Source organism: Aromatoleum toluolicum, from assembly GCF_012911005.2.
GTDB classification, from domain to species: Bacteria; Pseudomonadota; Gammaproteobacteria; order Burkholderiales; family Rhodocyclaceae; genus Aromatoleum; species Aromatoleum toluolicum.
The window spans coordinates 1-16,901 of record NZ_WTVS01000054.1 but is presented as its reverse complement, the minus strand read 5'-3'; the positions used below and the strand labels follow the sequence as shown (position 1 = coordinate 16,901).

Below are 16,901 nucleotides of genomic sequence, written 5' to 3'. Positions count from 1 at the left end.
AGGATTCGTTCCTACGGTCGCCGCACCGGCGTCGGACTGCGTTCCACTACCGGCGCCGGTGCCGCCGTCGGGCGCGTCTGCGGGAGTGCCTCGTCCGGCGCCTCTGCCGGCAGCGGCAACTCCTCCGTGCCCGTCGGGAGCATGATCGGTTCCGTCGGCAGGTTCTCGCTGTAGAGGAATTCCTCGCGCCCCGAACCCGTATGGACGGCGACCAGCCCGTCCGGGCGGGCCGGGAACTTCTCCGGCAGGGATTTCAGCGCGGTACGCATGAAATTCACCCACATCGGCAGGGCGGCCGAACCGCCGGTCTCGCCGCGTCCCAGATTGCGCGGCTGGTCGTGCCCCATCCAGCTCACCGCGACCAGGTCCGGGTGGAAGCCGGCGAACCAGGCATCCACGTAGTCGTTGGTCGTCCCCGTCTTGCCGGCAAGTTCGCCGCGTTTGAGGACCAGCGCCCGCGTTGCCGTACCGCGCCGGACCACGTCCTGCATCATCGAGGTCATCAGCCACGCGTTGCGCGGATCGATCACGCGCGGCGCGCTCTCGCCCGCGACGGGCGGGTCCACCTTGGCGACGACATGCCCCTGCCCGTCGATCATCTCCTTCACGACATAGGGTTCGATGCGGTAGCCGCCGTTCGCGAACACTGCATAACCGGTCGCCATCTGCCACGGCGTCGCCATGCCGGCGCCGAGCGCCATCGTCAGATAGGGCGGATGCTGGGCCGCATCGAAACCGAAGCGCGTGATGTAGTCCTGCGCGTACTCGGGTGTGATCGAGCGCAACAGCCGGATCGAGATCATGTTCTTCGATCGTGCCAGCCCCTCGCGCAGCGTCATCGGTCCTTCGTACTTGCCGTCGTAGTTCTTCGGCTCCCAGTCCTTGCTGCCGGTGATCCCGGCCGGAAAGAACAGCGGTGCGTCCTCTTCGACGCTGCTCGGCGAAAAACCGCGTTCGAGCGCCGCCGAATAGATGAAGGGCTTGAAGCTCGATCCCGGCTGGCGTAGCGCCTGGGTCACGTGATTGAACTTGTTGCGGTTGAAATCGAAGCCGCCGATGAGCGCCCGAACCGCGCCCGTATTCGAGTCAACCGCGATCAGTGCCGCCTCCACGTCCGGCAGCTGCGCGATCTCCCAGCCCTTCTCGCCGAGATCGCGGATGCGCACGATCGCCCCGCGCCGCACCTTGCGTGCCTGCGGGGCCCGTTCGTTGAGCATCGGCGCAGCAAAGGCCAGTCCGGCGCCGGTGATCTTCAGGACTTCGCCGTGGCGATAGACTGTGACCGACTTGGGTGACGCCTCGAGAACCAGCGCGGCGAGCAGGTCATCGTAGTCCGTGACGTCGGCGAGCAGCTCGTCGAGCCGCTCTTCGTCGTTCGCGCTCACACCGTTCAGATCGACAAAGCTCTCGGGGCCGCGGTAACCGTGCCGCCGCTCGTAATCCATCACCCCTTGGCGGACGGCCTTGTAGGCGGCCTGCTGATCGTCGCGCGTCACCGTCGTGATCACGCGGATGCCCGAATCGTAAGCCTGTTCGCCGAACTGCTCGACGGCCAGTTGGCGCGCCATCTCCGCAACGAAGTCGCCACGCAGGGGACTCGCTGCCGAGCGCCCGTTCGCCAGCACGAGCGGTTCCGCGCGGGCCGCCTCGAAGGTCTTCTCGTCGATGAAGCCGGCTTCGACCATGCGGCGCAGCACGTAATGCTGGCGCTGGATCGCCCGGCGCGGGTTCGCGATCGGGTTGTAGGCCGACGGCGCTTTCGGCAGTCCCGCGAGCATGGCCGCCTCGGCCACCGTGATGTCCTTCAGCGGCTTGTCGAAGTAGGCGCGTGCCGCGGCCGAGAACCCGTACGACCGCTGACCGAGGAAGATCTGGTTGATGTAGAGCTCGAAGATCTGATCCTTGCTCAGGCTGCGCTCGATGCGCAATGCAAGGAGAATCTCGTAGAGCTTGCGGTTGAAGGTCTTCTCGCGTGTCAGGAAGAAATTGCGCGCCACCTGCATCGTGATCGTCGACGCGCCCTGGCCGCGCCCGCCGGATACGACGTTCGCGAGCGCGGCGCGCGCGATCCCGATCACATCGATCCCGGGGTGTTCGTAGAAGCGCTCGTCCTCGGCGGCGAGGATGGCCTGCTTGAGAATCGTCGGGACTTCGTCCATTGCCACGACGACCCGCCGTTCCTCGCCGAATTCCCCGAGTAAATACCCATCTGACGTGTATACTCGCAGCGGAATCTTCGGGCGGTAATCGGTCAGAACGTCGAGCGAAGGCAGGTTCGGCCATGCGAATGCAGAGACGGCCGCAATGGTTGCCGCGCCGAGAATGACAAGAGCGATGAGTGCCGCGAGGGGATAAAAGACCCAGCGCATCGGGAATCCAGAGAGGGAGGGCGGGAGCGCAATTATACGTTTGCGCACCCGGCGCCTCCAAAGCATCTGCCGCCGTCTGTGTTTGCACTCGCAACACTTTGTTGCTAGCATCTCAGAAGCTTATTCAGTATCGGCGCCTAACATAAAGAAATTTAAGGATTTTCTTTGTGATGGACTTCTCCCTATTTCGCCCCAAGGCGCGTCAGCTGGTCGGCCTCGATATCTCATCTTCATCGGTGAAGATGGTCGAGCTGTCAGAGGGCGAAAAGGGTGCGTACCGCATGGAGCGGTACGCCATCGAATCCCTGCCGCGTGACGCCGTCGTTGACGGCAATATCGCCAATCTCGAAGGTGTGAGCGACGCCGTGATGCGTGCCGTGCGCCGCATGGGCGGCGGTATAAAGCAGGTTGCCGTCGCGCTTCCGGCCTCGGCCGTGATCACCAAGAAGATGATCCTGCCAGGCGGCCTGCGCGACCAGGAGATGGAACTCCAGGTCGAGTCGGAGGCTAGTCAGTACATTCCCTTTGCGCTGGACGAAGTCAATCTCGACTTCCAGGTGGTTGGCCCCTCGCCGGGTAGCCCCGAAGAGGTCGAGGTCCTGATCGCCGCATCGCGCAAGGAAAAGGTCGAAGACCGCGTCGCCGTGGTCGAGTCCGCCGGCCTCAAGGCCGCGGTGATGGACGTCGAGTCCTTCGCCGCGGAAGCAGCCTTCGAACTCGTCGCCAGGCAGCTACCGGGCGGCGGCGCCGACAAGATCGTCGCGGTGATCGACATCGGCGCGAACGTCATGAACGTCAGCGTCCTGCGTAACGGCCAGCAGCTCTATGCGCGTGAACAGGCTTTCGGCGGCATGCAGCTCACGCAGGAAATCGCGCGCCAGTACGGCATGAGTGTCGAGGACGCCGAGGCCGCGAAACGTGCGGGCGGCCTGCCAGAGGATTACGAGCGCGACCTGATGCGGCCCTTCATGGACAGCCTGGCCCTCGAAGTGTCGCGGGCGCTGCAGTTCTTCTTCACCTCTACGCAGTACAACCAGGTCGACCACATCGTCCTTGCGGGCGGCTGCTCGGTGATGCCGGGCCTTTCCGACGTGGTCGCCGGCCGTACGCAGGTCCCGGCCATCGTCGCGAACCCCTTCGTCGGAATGTCGATGTCGTCGCGCGTGCGACCCAAGAACCTGCTGGCCGATGCACCGTCGCTGATGGTTGCCTGCGGACTGGCGCTCCGGAGATTCGATTCATGATTCGAATCAACCTGCTGCCCCATCGCGAACTCAAGCGCCGTGAACGCCGCCAGCAGTTCTTTGTCGTGTCCGTCGCGATGGTCGTCGTCGGCCTGCTGGTCGCGCTGCTCGTGCATACCGTGATCGCCGGCTATGTCGAGCGTCAAGAACGCCGCAACGATTTCCTCAAGTCCGAGATCACCAAGCTGGACGCGCAGATCGCCGAAATCAAGCGCCTGCGTGAACAGATCGATGCCCTGCTGGCGCGCAAGCAGGTCATCGAGTCCCTGCAGACCACGCGTGCCCAGGCCGTAAACGTCATGAACGAGTTCGCGCGCCGCGTGCCCGACGGCGTGTATCTGCGGTCCATCAAGCAGACCGGCCCGAAGATCGCCCTGCTCGGCTACTCGCAGTCCAATTCGCGCGTCTCGGCTTTGATGCGCAGCCTCGACGAATCGCCCTACCTTGCCAACCCGGGGCTGGTCGAGATCAAGGCGGCAACGGTGAACAAGCGCCGGGTCAGCGACTTCGCGCTCAACATCGGTATCGAAGGGCCCAAGGCCGAAGGCGATCAAGGGGCCAGGAAATGAATCTCGGCAAACTCCAAGGCATCGATTTCGAGCGTCTCTCGCAGGATTTCAAGGGCCTCGATCCCAACGATCCCGGCGCATGGCCGCTTGCGCCGCGCATCGCGGTGTTCATCGCGCTGCTGGCTGCAGTCCTCGCTCTCGCATGGTGGTTCGACTGGCGCGATCAGGTGGCGCTCCTCGAACAGCGCGAGGCGGAAGAGGTGCAACTGCGCCAGGACTGGGTGACGAAGAAGAAGCTTGCCGTGAATCTGGATGCGTACAAGCTCCAACTCGAAGAGACCGACCGCCAGTTCGGCGCGCTGCTGAAGCAACTACCGAATCGCGCGGAAATGGACTCGCTGCTGTCCGACATCAACCAGGCCGGCGTCGGCCGAGGACTGCAGTTCGAGCTCTTCAAGCCAGGCACTGAAACGGTCAAGGACTTCTACGCCGAGATGCCGATCGATGTGCGCATCGTCGGCGCCTACAACGACCTCGGTGCATTCGCCGAAGACGTTGCCCGCATGTCCCGGATCGTGACGCTGGACAACATCGCGATCGAAACCCAGAAGGATGGCGGCCTCAAGCTGGAAGCGAAGGCGGTGACGTATCGCTACCTCGACGAAGAGGAGCTCGCGCAGAAGCGCCAGCAGGAGAAGGCCGCAAAGGCAAAGGGAGGCAAGTGAGAAAGCCATGAAACGCCTTCTGATACTTGCAAGCGCCCTTGTCCTCACCGCCTGTGCAGGCGATCAGGAGGACATTCAGGGGTGGATGACCGAGCAGGAAAAGGGGATGACCGGTACGATCAAGCCCTTGCCCGAGATGAAGCCGGTCCCGGTCGTGAAGTATGAAGCCGAAGGCGCCGCCGACCCCTTCGTTCTGAGTCGCATCGAGCCCGAAACGAAAACCACTCGCCGTGGCGGTCCCGACCTCGATCGCAGGCGCGAGCCGCTCGAAGCCTATCCGCTCGAATCCCTGCAACTTGTCGGTGTGATCACCCAGAACCGCAAGGTGCATGCACTGGTACGCGCCGACCAGAACCTGCACCAGGTCAGGGTAGGCAACTACTTGGGCCAGAATTTCGGACTGGTGACGGCGATCTCGGAGTCCGAAGTCACCCTGAAAGAACTGGTTGAAGACATGAACGGCGATTGGGTCGAGCGCATCAGCACATTGCTGCTGCAGGAGCAGCAGGAGGCACGGAAATGAATCACAAACGCATGATTGCGCTGCTGTGTGCGGCGTTCACCCTGGCTGTTCCTGCGCCCGCCGTCCTGGCGCAGGCTGCGTCCTCGCAAAGCCAGGCCGCGACGAATCGTATCGAAGACCTCGAGGTTTCCCAGCAGGGGGGGTGCCGTACTGCTGAAGCTCACGCTCAAGGAGCCCCTCGCCGCGCCCCCGGCGAGTTTCAGCGTTGCGAACCCCGCGCGGATCGCATTCGATTTTCCCGGTACGACCAACGGCTTGGGCCGCAGCGTGCAGGAAATCGACCAAGGCGACCTGCGCAGCGCGAACATCGTCCAGTCCGGGGACCGCACGCGACTCGTCCTGAATGTCACCAGGGTCACTCCCTTCGAATCGCGCATCGAGGGGCGCAGCGTCATCATAGCTCTCGGTGCCGCGGCTCCGGTCGGTGCCACGACGACTCAGGTCTCGCAGGCGATGGCCAATTTCGCCGCGCCGAAGCGTGACGCCGTCGCCGAGGGCAGCAGCATCCGCGACATCAATTTCCGCCGCGGCAAGGATGGCGAGGGGCGCGTGGTTGTACAGCTTTCCAGTCCCGACGCCGGCATCGACATCCGTCAGCAGGGTGGCGGTCTGGTCGTCGAGTTCCTCAAGACGTCCTTGCCCGAGCACCTGCGTCGCCGCTCGGATGTCACCGACTTCGCCACGCCGGTGACGTCGATGACCGCCCAGCAGCAGGGCGACAACGTCCGCCTGCAGGTAACGCCCAACGGCAAGTGGGAGCACAACGCCTACCAGAGCGACAACCAGTTCGTGCTCGAGGTTCGCCGCGTCGTCGAAGATCCGAACAAGCTGGTCCAGGGGGCTGCGCGCGGCCAGTACAAGGGCGAGAAGCTCTCGCTGAATTTCCAGAACATCGATGTCCGTTCGGTGCTGCAGGTCATCGCGGACTTCACCAACTTCAACATCATCACCAGCGACTCGGTGCAGGGCAACCTGACGCTGCGCCTCAAGGATGTGCCGTGGGACCAGGCGCTCGACATCATCCTGCAGGCCAAGGGCCTGGACATGCGCAAGTCGGGTAACGTCATCTGGATCGCGCCGGGCGAGGAGCTCGCAACGCGCGAGAAGCTGCAGCTCGAAGCGAAGGCGCAGATCGGCGACCTGGAACCGTTGCAGACCGAGAGCTTCCAGATCAACTATCACAAGTCGAAGGAAATCTTCGACTTCCTGAAGAGCAAGGATCAGACGATGCTGTCGAAGCGTGGCAGCGTCGTCGTCGACGAGCGGAGTAATCGGCTGTTCGTCACCGATGTCTCGAGCCGCTTGGCGGCCCTTGCGAGCCTCATCAAGGATATCGACATCCCGCCGCGCCAGGTCATGATCGAGGCGCGGGTCGTCGAGGCAAATAAGGATTTCGCCCGCGATCTCGGCGTGCGTCTGGGTTACGGGGATCGTAAGTCGAAGAACCTCGGTGAGGGGGCAAAGATCGGCTTCGGTACGTCCGAGTTCGGCAACTTCAACTCCCAGACGGGCGAGATCAGCACGGATCCGGACTCGCCGATCAATACGATCATTCATCGCGTGGGCGAAAATGCGGTGAGTGGCAACGGCTTCCTGCCGACCAACCCGTTCGGCGCGCTGAACCTGACCCTGTTCAACCGTTCGCTGACGCGCTTCCTGAACCTCGAGCTGGCAGCCCTCGAATCGGACGGTCGCGGCCGTGTCGTGTCGAGCCCGCGCATCCTCACGGCCAACCAGGTCGAGGCGACGATCAAGCAGGGTCAGGAGATTCCCTACATCACGCCCTCGAGCGGAACCGAGCCGCCGACCATCAGATTCAAGGACGCCGTGCTGATGCTGAAGGTGCGCCCGAGCATTACACCGGATGGCCGAGTACAGTTGAAGGTCGAAGTTACAAAGGACCGCGCAGATTTCACACGTGCAATCCAGATTGCGGGCACGCTTAACCCGCCGATCGACAAGAAGAGCGTGACGACCGAAGTGATGGTCGAGAACGGCGGGACAGTGGTGATCGGCGGCGTGTTCGAGGAAGAGGAAACCACCACAGTGAACCGTGTGCCCCTGCTCGGCGAGATTCCCTATCTCGGTGCCCTGTTCCGCTCTACGAATACGCAGTCGGCGCGGCGCGAATTGCTGGTCTTTTTGACTCCGCGCATCGTCTCGGATTCCCTGACGCTCAAGTGACCGGCACGCGCGCAGGCTCGTTCGCCTGCTGTATAGTTGCCGGCATTACGTATCGGATGCCGGGTTGGTGTTAGTGATTCTGATTGGCATGATGGGCGCCGGGAAGACCACGGTAGGTCGTGAGTATGCCCGGCGTCATCGCATGCGCTTCATCGATTGCGACCATGAAATCGAGGCTCGCACGGGGGTCAAGGTCTCCACGATCTTCGAGATCGAAGGCGAGGAAGGTTTCAGGCGGCGCGAAACTCAGCTCGTCGACGAGTTGACGCGCGAATCCGACCTCGTGCTGGCGACCGGCGGCGGGGTCGTGCTCAATCCCGACAATCGCGCGATGATGTCGGAACGGGGTATCGTCGTGTACCTCAACGTGCCGACGCCGGTTCTGTGGGAGCGGACCCGCCACGACCGCAACCGCCCGCTGCTGCAGGTGCCCAACCCGCGCGAACGCATCGAGAATCTCTATCGCGAACGCGATCCGCTGTACCGGTCGGTCGCGGACATCATCGTCGATGGCGGTCGCGGCAATCCCGGCGGGATGGTGCGCGTGATCGAGAAGGCCATCGAAAACTTCAAGAAGTGACATGCGTACCCTCAATGTGGCACTTGGCGACCGCGGCTATCCGATCCATATCGGCCGTGGCCTGCTCGGCGATCCGTCGCTGATCCTCCCTTTCCTCAGGACGCCGCGCGTCGCGATCGTCACCAACGACGTCGTCGGCCCGCTCTACCTCGATTGGCTGCAGGCCGGTCTGCGCGATCTCGGCGTGCAGGTGCATGCCGTGACGCTCCCCGATGGCGAGGCGCACAAGGATTGGCCGACCCTCAACCAGATCTTCGACATGCTGCTGGCGGAGCGCTGCGAGCGCTCGACGACGCTCCTTGCCTTGGGAGGCGGCGTCATCGGCGACATGACCGGTTTTGCGGCCGCGACCTACCAGCGCGGCGTCCCCTTCATCCAGGTTCCGACGACGCTGCTGTCGCAGGTCGACTCGTCGGTGGGCGGCAAGACCGCGATCAATCACCCGCTCGGTAAGAACATGATCGGCGCGTTCTACCAGCCGAAGCTGGTGCTGGCCGACACCGGAACGCTGGACACCCTGCCGCCGCGCGAACTGGCCGCCGGCCTCGCGGAAGTCATCAAGTACGGCCTGATCCGCGATCCGGATTTCTTCGCGTGGCTGGAGTCGAACATCGAGCGCCTGGTCGCACGCGAGCCCGAAGCGCTGGCCTTTGCGATCGAGCGGTCGTGCGCAAATAAGGCGGTCGTTGTGGCGGCGGACGAAACCGAGCAGGGGGAGCGAGCGCTCCTGAACCTCGGTCATACCTTCGGGCACGCGATCGAAACCGGCATGGGCTATGGTGCGTGGCTGCACGGCGAGGCGGTGGCGGCGGGAACGATGATGGCGGCGGAACTTTCGGCCCGCCTGGGGTGGTTGAGTGCAGACGATGTCGCGCGCGTCGAGGCGCTGCACCGGCGCGCCGGGTTGCCGGTGCTGGGTCCGCGGCTCGGTGCTGCACGCTATCTTGAGCTCATGGCGCACGACAAGAAGGTGGAGGCCGGGCGGCTGCGCTTGATCCTGCTGCGCGGCATCGGCAGGGCGGTCATCCATGCCGACGCGACGCACGAGGCGATCGCCGCAGCCATCGAAGCGCGTTGCGCATGATGACGCTCGCTCCCTGGGCGGTCACCGAGGCGAATTCGCGCGGGCGGGTTCATCCCGAGCCCTCGCCCGGCATCCGCAGCGAGTTCCAGCGCGACCGCGACCGTATCGTGCATTCGAACTCGTTCCGGCGGCTCGAATACAAGACGCAGGTGTTCGTCAATCACGAGGGCGACCTGTTCCGCACGCGCCTGACGCACAGCATCGAGGTGGCCCAGATCTCCCGCAGCGTGGCACGGACGCTGCAACTCAACGAGGATCTGGTCGAAGCGGTCGCGCTCGCCCATGACCTCGGGCACACGCCGTTCGGGCATGCGGGGCAGGATGCCCTCAACGCCTGCATGAAGGCGTATGGCGGCTTCGAGCACAATCTGCAGTCCCTGCGAACGGTCGATCTTCTCGAGGAGCACTACGCCGCCTTCGACGGCCTGAACCTGTGTTACGAGACGCGCGAGGGGATCCTGAAGCACTGCTCGCGCGAGCGTGCCAAGGAGCTGGGCGAACTGGGGCAGCGTTTCCTCGACGGTCATCAGCCCTCGTTGGAGGCGCAGCTCACGAATCTGGCCGACGAGATCGCATACAACAACCACGATGTCGACGACGGCCTGCGTTCCGGACTGATCACGCTGGAGCAGCTGGACGAGGTTGCCGTGTTCGCGGATGCCCGCCGAGATGCGGAGGCCCGCTGGCCGGGGCTTGCAGGGCGTCGGCTGATCCACGAGACGATCCGGCGCATGATCAACGAGATGGCGCTCGACCTGATCGCCACGACGCGCGCGAACATCGTCGGTACTGGGGTGCAATCGCTCGCGGACGTGCGTCACGCCGGGCGACTGGTGGCCTATTCGGAGGAGCTCGCGCCGCGCCTGCGCGAGCTGAAGGCATTCCTGCGTCAGAACCTCTACGCGCATTACCAGGTGCTGCGCATGACGGACAAGGCGCGCCGCATCATCCAGGATCTGTTCGGCGCGTTCATGAACGATCCCCGGCTGCTTCCGCCGCAATACCAGATGCGTGCGCGCACCGACACGCCGCGCGCCATCGCCGACTACATTGCCGGAATGACCGACCGCTATGCGATGAAAGAGCATCGCCGACTCTTCGCAGTTGGCGAAATTCATTGAAGCATCATAGGTTTACCGCGCCGCAAAAAAATCTTGAAACACGGGTTTCGCGGGGGTATATTCCCAAGTCCGCCTGAAAGGTAAGCAGTGGCCGTGTGTCAAGCACTGGCCGAACGGAGCCGGTGTGCGCGTGCACCCGGCTCTTTTTGACGCCTGCACAATTTTGGTGCGTTATTTGCATGCGGCGCTGCCGTCGCCCGATCAACGCCGGTCCATGCCGGCAAACGTGTTGTGTCGAGGAAGAACGTGATGGATCTCCCCCAGAAGCAGGGTCTGTACGACCCGACAAATGAACATGACGCCTGTGGTGTGGGCTTCGTCGCCCATATCAAGGGCGTCAAGAGTCATGCAATCATCAGCCAGGGCCTGGAGATTCTGAAGAATCTCGACCACCGGGGCGCGGTCGGCGCCGATGAGTTGCAGGGCGACGGGGCCGGGATCCTGATCCAGATTCCGGATGCGTTGTACCGCGAGGAGATGGCGAAGCAGGGCATCGACCTGCCGCCGGTCGGTGAGTATGGCGTCGGCATGGTGTTCCTGCCGAAGGAGCAGGCGTCGCGCCTCGCGTGCGAGGAAGAAATCGGCCGCGCGGTGCGTGCCGAGGGCCAGGCCGTGCTCGGCTGGCGCGATGTCCCGGTGAACCGCGAGATGCCGATGTCGCCGGCGGTGAAGGCGAAGGAGCCGGTCATGCGTCAGGTCTTCATCGGTCGCGGCCCGACCGTGACCGTGACCGATGCGCTCGAGCGCAAGCTGTACGTGATCCGTCGCCGTGCGGCCAACGCGATCAACGCGCTGGAGCTCAAGCACGGCAAGGAATTCTACATGGTGTCGATGTCGGCTCGCACCGTGAACTACAAGGGCCTGCTGCTCGCGACGCAGGTCGGCGAGTACTACTGCGATCTGGCCGATGCGCGCACGGTGTCGGCGCTCGCGCTCGTGCATCAGCGCTTTTCGACCAACACCTTCCCGAAGTGGGATCTGGCCCATCCGTTCCGCTACATTGCTCACAACGGCGAGATCAATACGCTGCGCGGCAACTACAACTGGATGCGCGCGCGCGAAAAGGGCACGCATTCGCCGCTGCTCGGCGATGACCTGCAGAAGATCTGGCCGCTGATCTACCCGGGTCAGTCGGACTCGGCCTCGTTCGACAATGCGCTCGAGCTGCTCGTGATGAGCGGCTACTCGCTCGCCCACGCGGTGATGATGATGATCCCGGAGGCGTGGGAGTCGCATACGTTGATGGACGAGAAACGCCGCGCCTTCTACGAATACCACGCGGCGATGATGGAGCCGTGGGACGGCCCCGCCGCGGTGGCCTTCACCGACGGCCGCCAGATCGGCGCGACGCTCGACCGTAACGGCCTGCGTCCGGCGCGCTACCTCGTGACCGACGACGACCTCGTGGTCATGGCTTCGGAATCGGGCGTGCTGCCGATCCCGGACAGCAGGATCGTCAAGAAGTGGCGCCTGCAGCCGGGCAAGATGTTCATGATCGACCTGGAGCAGGGGCGCATCATCGACGACCGCGAGCTGAAGGAGTCGCTCGCCCAGGCGAAGCCCTATCGCGAGTGGATCCGTCGCATCAACATCAAGTTCGACGACCTGCCGGTGCCGGAAAGTGTCGAGGTGGCGCAGCCCGGCGCTTCGCTGCTGGATCGCCAGCAGGCCTTCGGCTACACGCAGGAAGACATCAAGTTCATCCTCGAGCCGATGGGCAAGACGGGCGAGGAAGCGACCGGCTCGATGGGTAACGATTCGCCGCTGGCTGTGCTGTCGGCGAAGGAGAAGCCGCTCTACAACTACTTCCGTCAGCTGTTCGCGCAGGTGACGAACCCGCCGATCGACCCGATCCGCGAGCAGTTGGTGATGTCGCTGGTGTCCTTCATCGGCCCGCGTCCGAACCTGCTCGAGATCAACGAGATCAACCCGCCGTACCGCCTCGAAGTGACGCAGCCGGTGCTGGACTTCGACGACATGGCGAAGATCCGCAACATCGCGCGTTACGCCGACAGCCGTTTCCGCTCGGCCGAGCTGGATGCGTGCTATCCGGTCGCCTGGGGCAAGGAAGGCGTGGAGGCGCGTCTGGCGACCTTGTGCGCCGAGGCCGAGGATGCCGTGCTGCAGGGCTACAACATCCTGATCGTGTCCGATCGCAAGATCGACGCCGAGAAGGTTGCGATCCCCGCACTGCTGGCGACCTCCGCCGTGCATCAGCACCTGGTGGCGAAGGGCCTGCGCACACGCGCCGGTCTGGTCGTCGAGACCGGCACGGCGCGTGAAGTGCATCACTTCGCGGTGCTGGCCGGTTACGGCGCCGAGGCGGTCCATCCCTACGTGGCGATGGAAACCCTGCAGCAGATCGCCGGTGATGGCGACGCCGGTGCGAAGGCGATCAAGCATTTCGTCAAGGCCGTCGGCAAGGGCCTCATGAAGGTCATGTCCAAGATGGGCATCTCGACCTACATGTCCTACACCGGCGCGCAGATCTTCGAGGCGGTCGGCCTGAAGCAGTCGCTGTGCGACCGCTACTTCACCGGCACGACCAGCCAGGTCGAGGGCATGGGCGTGTTCGAGGTGATGGAGGAAGCCATCCGCCTGCACCGCAGGGCCTTCAGCAACGACCCGGTGCTCGTCGACATGCTCGATGCGGGGGGCGACTACGCCTACCGTGTGCGCGGCGACGACCACATGTGGACGCCGGAATCGATCGCCAAGCTGCAGCATGCGACGCGTTCGGGTAAGGCGGACACCTACAAGGAGTACGCGAAGCTGATCAACGACCAGAGCAAGCGCCACATGACGCTGCGCGGCCTGTTCGAGATCAAGCCTGCCGGTCCTCCGGTGCCGCTCGAGGAAGTGGAGCCGGCGAAGGAGATCGTCAAGCGCTTCGCGACCGGCGCGATGTCGCTCGGTTCGATCTCGACCGAGGCGCACACGACGCTGGCCGTGGCGATGAACCGCATCGGCGGCAAATCGAACACCGGCGAGGGCGGCGAGGATCCGATGCGCTTCAAGCCGATCACGCAGGCGATGCGCCTGTCGCAGATCGTCGGCGAGAACCGCATTGCGCGCGATCTCGAGCTGAAGGCCGGCGACAGCCTGCGTTCGGCGATCAAGCAGGTCGCGTCGGGCCGTTTCGGCGTGACGACCGAGTACCTGGTCAACGCCGACCAGATCCAGATCAAGATGGCGCAGGGCGCGAAGCCCGGCGAGGGCGGCCAGCTGCCCGGCCACAAGGTGAGCGAGTACATCGGCTTCCTGCGCCATTCGGTGCCGGGCGTCGGCCTGATCTCGCCGCCGCCGCACCATGACATCTACTCGATCGAGGATCTCGCCCAGCTGATCCACGACCTGAAGAACGCCCAGCCGGCCGCTTCGATCTCGGTCAAGCTGGTGTCCGAGATCGGCGTCGGCACGGTCGCCGCGGGTGTCGCCAAGGCGAAGGCTGATCACGTCGTGATCGCCGGCCACGACGGCGGCACGGGCGCTTCGCCGTGGTCGTCGATCAAGCACGCTGGCAGCCCGTGGGAGCTGGGTCTCGCCGAGACGCAGCAGACCCTGGTGCTCAACAGCCTGCGCAGCCGCATCCGCGTGCAGGTCGACGGCCAGATGAAGACCGGCCGCGACGTCGTCATCGGCGCGCTGCTGGGCGCGGACGAGTTCGGTTTCGCGACCGCGCCGCTGGTCGTCGAAGGCTGCATCATGATGCGCAAGTGCCACCTGAACACCTGCCCGGTCGGCGTCGCGACGCAGGATCCGGAGCTCAGGAAGCGCTTCACCGGCCAGCCCGAGCACGTCGTGAACTACTTCTTCTTCGTCGCCGAGGAAGTGCGCGAGCTGATGGCGCAGATCGGCATCCGCAAGTTCGACGACCTGATCGGCCGCCCGGAACTGCTGGACATGAAGAAGGGCATCGAGCACTGGAAGGCGCGCGGCCTCGACTACAGCCGCATCTTCCATCGCCCGAAGGTCGCCGCGAGCGCGGCGAAGCGCCATGTGGAAGTGCAGGAGCACGGCCTCGACAAGGCGCTCGACAACCAGATCATCGATCTGGCCAAGCCCGCCCTCGAGCGCGGCGAGCCGGTCCGCATCGAGGTGCCGGTGCGCAACATCAATCGCACGGTCGGCGCGATGCTGTCCGGGCGTGTCGCCGAGAAGTACGGCCATGCCGGACTGCCGGATGACACGATCCACGTGACCCTGACCGGCACCGCGGGTCAGAGCTTCGCGGCCTTCGCGGCGCGCGGCGTGACGCTGGAACTCGTCGGCGAAGGCAACGACTACGTCGCCAAGGGCCTGTCGGGTGGCCGCGTGATCGTGCGCCCGCAGGCATCCTTCCGCGGCGCATCGACCGAGAACATCATCATCGGCAACACCGTGCTGTACGGTGCGATCGAGGGTGAAGCCTACTTCTCGGGCGTGGGCGGCGAACGTTTCGCGGTGCGCAACTCCGGCGCCACGGCCGTTGTCGAGGGCGTGGGCGACCACGGCTGCGAGTACATGACGGGCGGCACGGTCGTGGTGCTCGGCCAGACCGGGCGCAACTTCGCGGCCGGCATGTCGGGCGGCGTGGCTTACGTGCTGGACGAGGATGGGACGTTCGAACAGCGCTGCAACATGGCGCAGGTCGCCCTCGAGCCGGTGCCCGAGGAGATCGAGGCGCGCAAGGGCTCCGAGTCCGGCGACGATCTCGAGTCGCACGGCCGTGTGGACATCGACCACCTGGAGATGGGCGACGAGCTGATCCTGAAGGGCCTGATCGAGCGTCACGCGCGTTACACGGGCAGCACGCGTGCCCGCGAAATCATCGAAAACTGGACCGCCTGGCGCTGCAAGTTCGTCAAGGTGATGCCGCATGAATATCGTCGTGCGCTGGCCGAGATGGCCGCGCAGAAGCAGAAGCAACTGGAGGCCGCGTAAAAATGGGCAAGCCCACCGGATTTCTGGAGTATCAGCGTCTGTCGGAGGCCTACGAGCCGGTTGCCGAGCGCCTGAAGAAGTACAAGGAGTTCGTGCTGCGTCTCACCGACGAGCAGGCGGCGGTGCAGGGCGCACGCTGCATGGATTGCGGCATCCCGTTCTGCAACAACGGCTGTCCCGTCAACAACATCATTCCGGACTGGAATGACCTGGTGTATCGCGGCCAGTGGAAGGAGGCGATCGAGGTCCTGCACTCGACCAACAATTTCCCCGAGTTCACCGGCCGCATCTGTCCCGCTCCGTGCGAGGCGGCGTGCACGCTGAATATCAACGCCGACGCCGTCGGCATCAAGTCGATCGAGCACGCGATCATCGACAAGGCGTGGGAAGAGGGCTGGGTGCAGCCGCGCCCGGCCGCGGTGAAGACCGGCAAGAAGGTCGCCGTCGTCGGTTCCGGCCCGGCGGGCCTTGCCGCCGCGCAGCAACTCGCGCGCGTCGGTCATGACGTGACCGTGTTCGAGAAGAGCAGCCGCATCGGCGGTCTGCTGCGCTATGGCATCCCCGACTTCAAGATGGAGAAGGGCCTGATCGATCGTCGCATGGCGCAGATGGAGGCCGAGGGTGTGCGCTTCCGTGCCGGCGTGATCGTCGGGGCCGAGACGACGGGGCCTGGCATCGCCAACGATGCGCAGGAGTTCGTCAGCGCCGAAGCCCTGCAGAAGGACTTCGACGCCGTGGTCCTCGCCGCAGGGTCGGAAGTGCCGCGCGATCTGCCCGTGCCGGGCCGTGACCTTGTCGGCGTGCATTTTGCACTGGAGTTCCTGATTCCGCAGAACAAGGCGGTGGCCGGTGATGGCCCGAACCCGATCTCGGCCGAAGGCAAGCATGTTGTCGTGATCGGCGGCGGCGACACCGGTTCCGACTGTGTCGGCACGTCGAACCGCCATGGTGCGGCCAGCGTGACCCAGTTCGAGCTGATGCCGATGCCGCCCGAGGAAGAGAACAAGGCGCTGACGTGGCCGTACTGGCCGATCAAGATGCGCACGTCTTCGTCGCATGAGGAAGGCTGCGAGCGCGACTTCGCCGTCGCGACGAAGGAATTCTTCGGCAAGGACGGAAGGGTCACCGGCCTGAAGGCGGTCCGCCTCGAATGGAAGGACGGTCGTATGTCGGAGGTCGCGGGCTCGGAATTCGAGGTGAAGGCCGACCTGGTCTTCTTCGCGATGGGCTTCACGAACCCGCTGGGCAAGCTGCTCGAAGCCTTCGGGGTCGAGAAGGATGCGCGCGGTAACGCCAAGGCCACCACCGACGGTGTTGGCTGCTATGCGACCAGCGCGCCGAAGGTATTTGCTGCCGGCGACGTGCGCCGCGGACAGTCGCTGGTCGTGTGGGCGATCCGCGAGGGGCGTCAATGCGCGCGCGAGGTGGATCAGTTCCTGATGGGTGAGACGGTGCTGCCGCGCTGAGCCGCTTTCAGCGGATGAAATGAAAAAGGGCGACCCGCGGGTCGCCCTTTTTCCTGGTGCAGCGTTAAGCGGCATGTTCACTCCCTCCCCTTCAAGGGGAGGGTTGGGGTGGGGATGGGTTATGCAGCCGTCGCAGAAACCCATCCCCATCCTGTCCTGGGAGCCTCCGCTTC

The 16,901-nt window shown here is 64.5% G+C and carries 10 protein-coding genes and 1 pseudogene; 10 read left to right on the top strand and 1 reads right to left on the bottom strand.

From position 1 onward, the window contains the following. Nucleotides 1-11 precede the first annotated feature (11 nt). Nucleotides 12-2,369, bottom strand: a complete 2,358-nt coding sequence (locus GPA27_RS20745) for a penicillin-binding protein 1A (RefSeq protein WP_169142387.1) — start codon at nt 2,367-2,369, stop codon at nt 12-14. Between the two features lie 170 nt (nt 2,370-2,539). Here GPA27_RS20745 and GPA27_RS20740 point away from each other — a divergent pair, with 170 nt between their 5' ends. From GPA27_RS20740 to GPA27_RS20695, 10 genes and pseudogenes are all read left to right on the top strand, one after another. Beyond that, nucleotides 2,540-3,613, top strand: coding sequence for a pilus assembly protein PilM (locus tag GPA27_RS20740; protein WP_169142386.1), 1,074 nt, complete (start codon nt 2,540-2,542; stop codon nt 3,611-3,613). Continuing rightward, the gene (locus GPA27_RS20735; protein WP_169142385.1) at nt 3,610-4,182 is read left to right on the top strand and encodes a PilN domain-containing protein; all 573 of its coding nucleotides are present in this window, start codon (nt 3,610-3,612) and stop codon (nt 4,180-4,182) included. The genes GPA27_RS20740 and GPA27_RS20735 overlap by 4 nt, the downstream gene beginning before the upstream one ends. Beyond that, complete coding sequence (locus GPA27_RS20730; protein ID WP_169142384.1) at nt 4,179-4,847, top strand: type IV pilus inner membrane component PilO; 669 nt, start codon at nt 4,179-4,181, stop codon at nt 4,845-4,847. Before GPA27_RS20735 ends, GPA27_RS20730 begins: the two co-directional genes overlap by 4 nt. Before the next feature lie 7 nt (nt 4,848-4,854). Continuing rightward, nucleotides 4,855-5,370, top strand: coding sequence for a pilus assembly protein PilP (locus tag GPA27_RS20725; protein WP_169142383.1), 516 nt, complete (start codon nt 4,855-4,857; stop codon nt 5,368-5,370). Further along, nucleotides 5,367-7,554 (top strand): annotated as a pseudogene (locus tag GPA27_RS20720) (type IV pilus secretin PilQ). Before GPA27_RS20725 ends, GPA27_RS20720 begins: the two are co-directional and overlap by 4 nt. An 88-nt stretch (nt 7,555-7,642) precedes the next feature. Then, nucleotides 7,643-8,134, top strand: coding sequence for a shikimate kinase (locus tag GPA27_RS20715; RefSeq protein ID WP_444541846.1), 492 nt, complete (start codon nt 7,643-7,645; stop codon nt 8,132-8,134). A gap of 1 nt (nt 8,135) precedes the next feature. Beyond that, nucleotides 8,136-9,218 carry a 3-dehydroquinate synthase gene (aroB, locus tag GPA27_RS20710; RefSeq protein WP_169142381.1) on the top strand — a complete coding sequence of 361 codons (1,083 nt, stop codon included), beginning with the start codon at nt 8,136-8,138 and terminating at the stop codon, nt 9,216-9,218. Beyond that, entirely contained in the window at nt 9,215-10,339 is a 1,125-nt protein-coding gene (locus GPA27_RS20705) for a deoxyguanosinetriphosphate triphosphohydrolase (RefSeq protein ID WP_169142380.1), read from the top strand. The genes aroB and GPA27_RS20705 overlap by 4 nt, the downstream gene beginning before the upstream one ends. Nucleotides 10,340-10,588: 249 nt before the next feature. Then, nucleotides 10,589-15,262 (top strand): glutamate synthase-related protein, encoded by a 4,674-nt coding sequence (locus tag GPA27_RS20700; protein ID WP_169142379.1) that lies wholly within the window; start codon nt 10,589-10,591, stop codon nt 15,260-15,262. Between the two features lie 2 nt (nt 15,263-15,264). Continuing rightward, the gene (locus GPA27_RS20695) at nt 15,265-16,728 is read left to right on the top strand and encodes a glutamate synthase subunit beta (RefSeq protein ID WP_169142378.1); all 1,464 of its coding nucleotides are present in this window, start codon (nt 15,265-15,267) and stop codon (nt 16,726-16,728) included. Nucleotides 16,729-16,901: the final 173 nt, after the last annotated feature.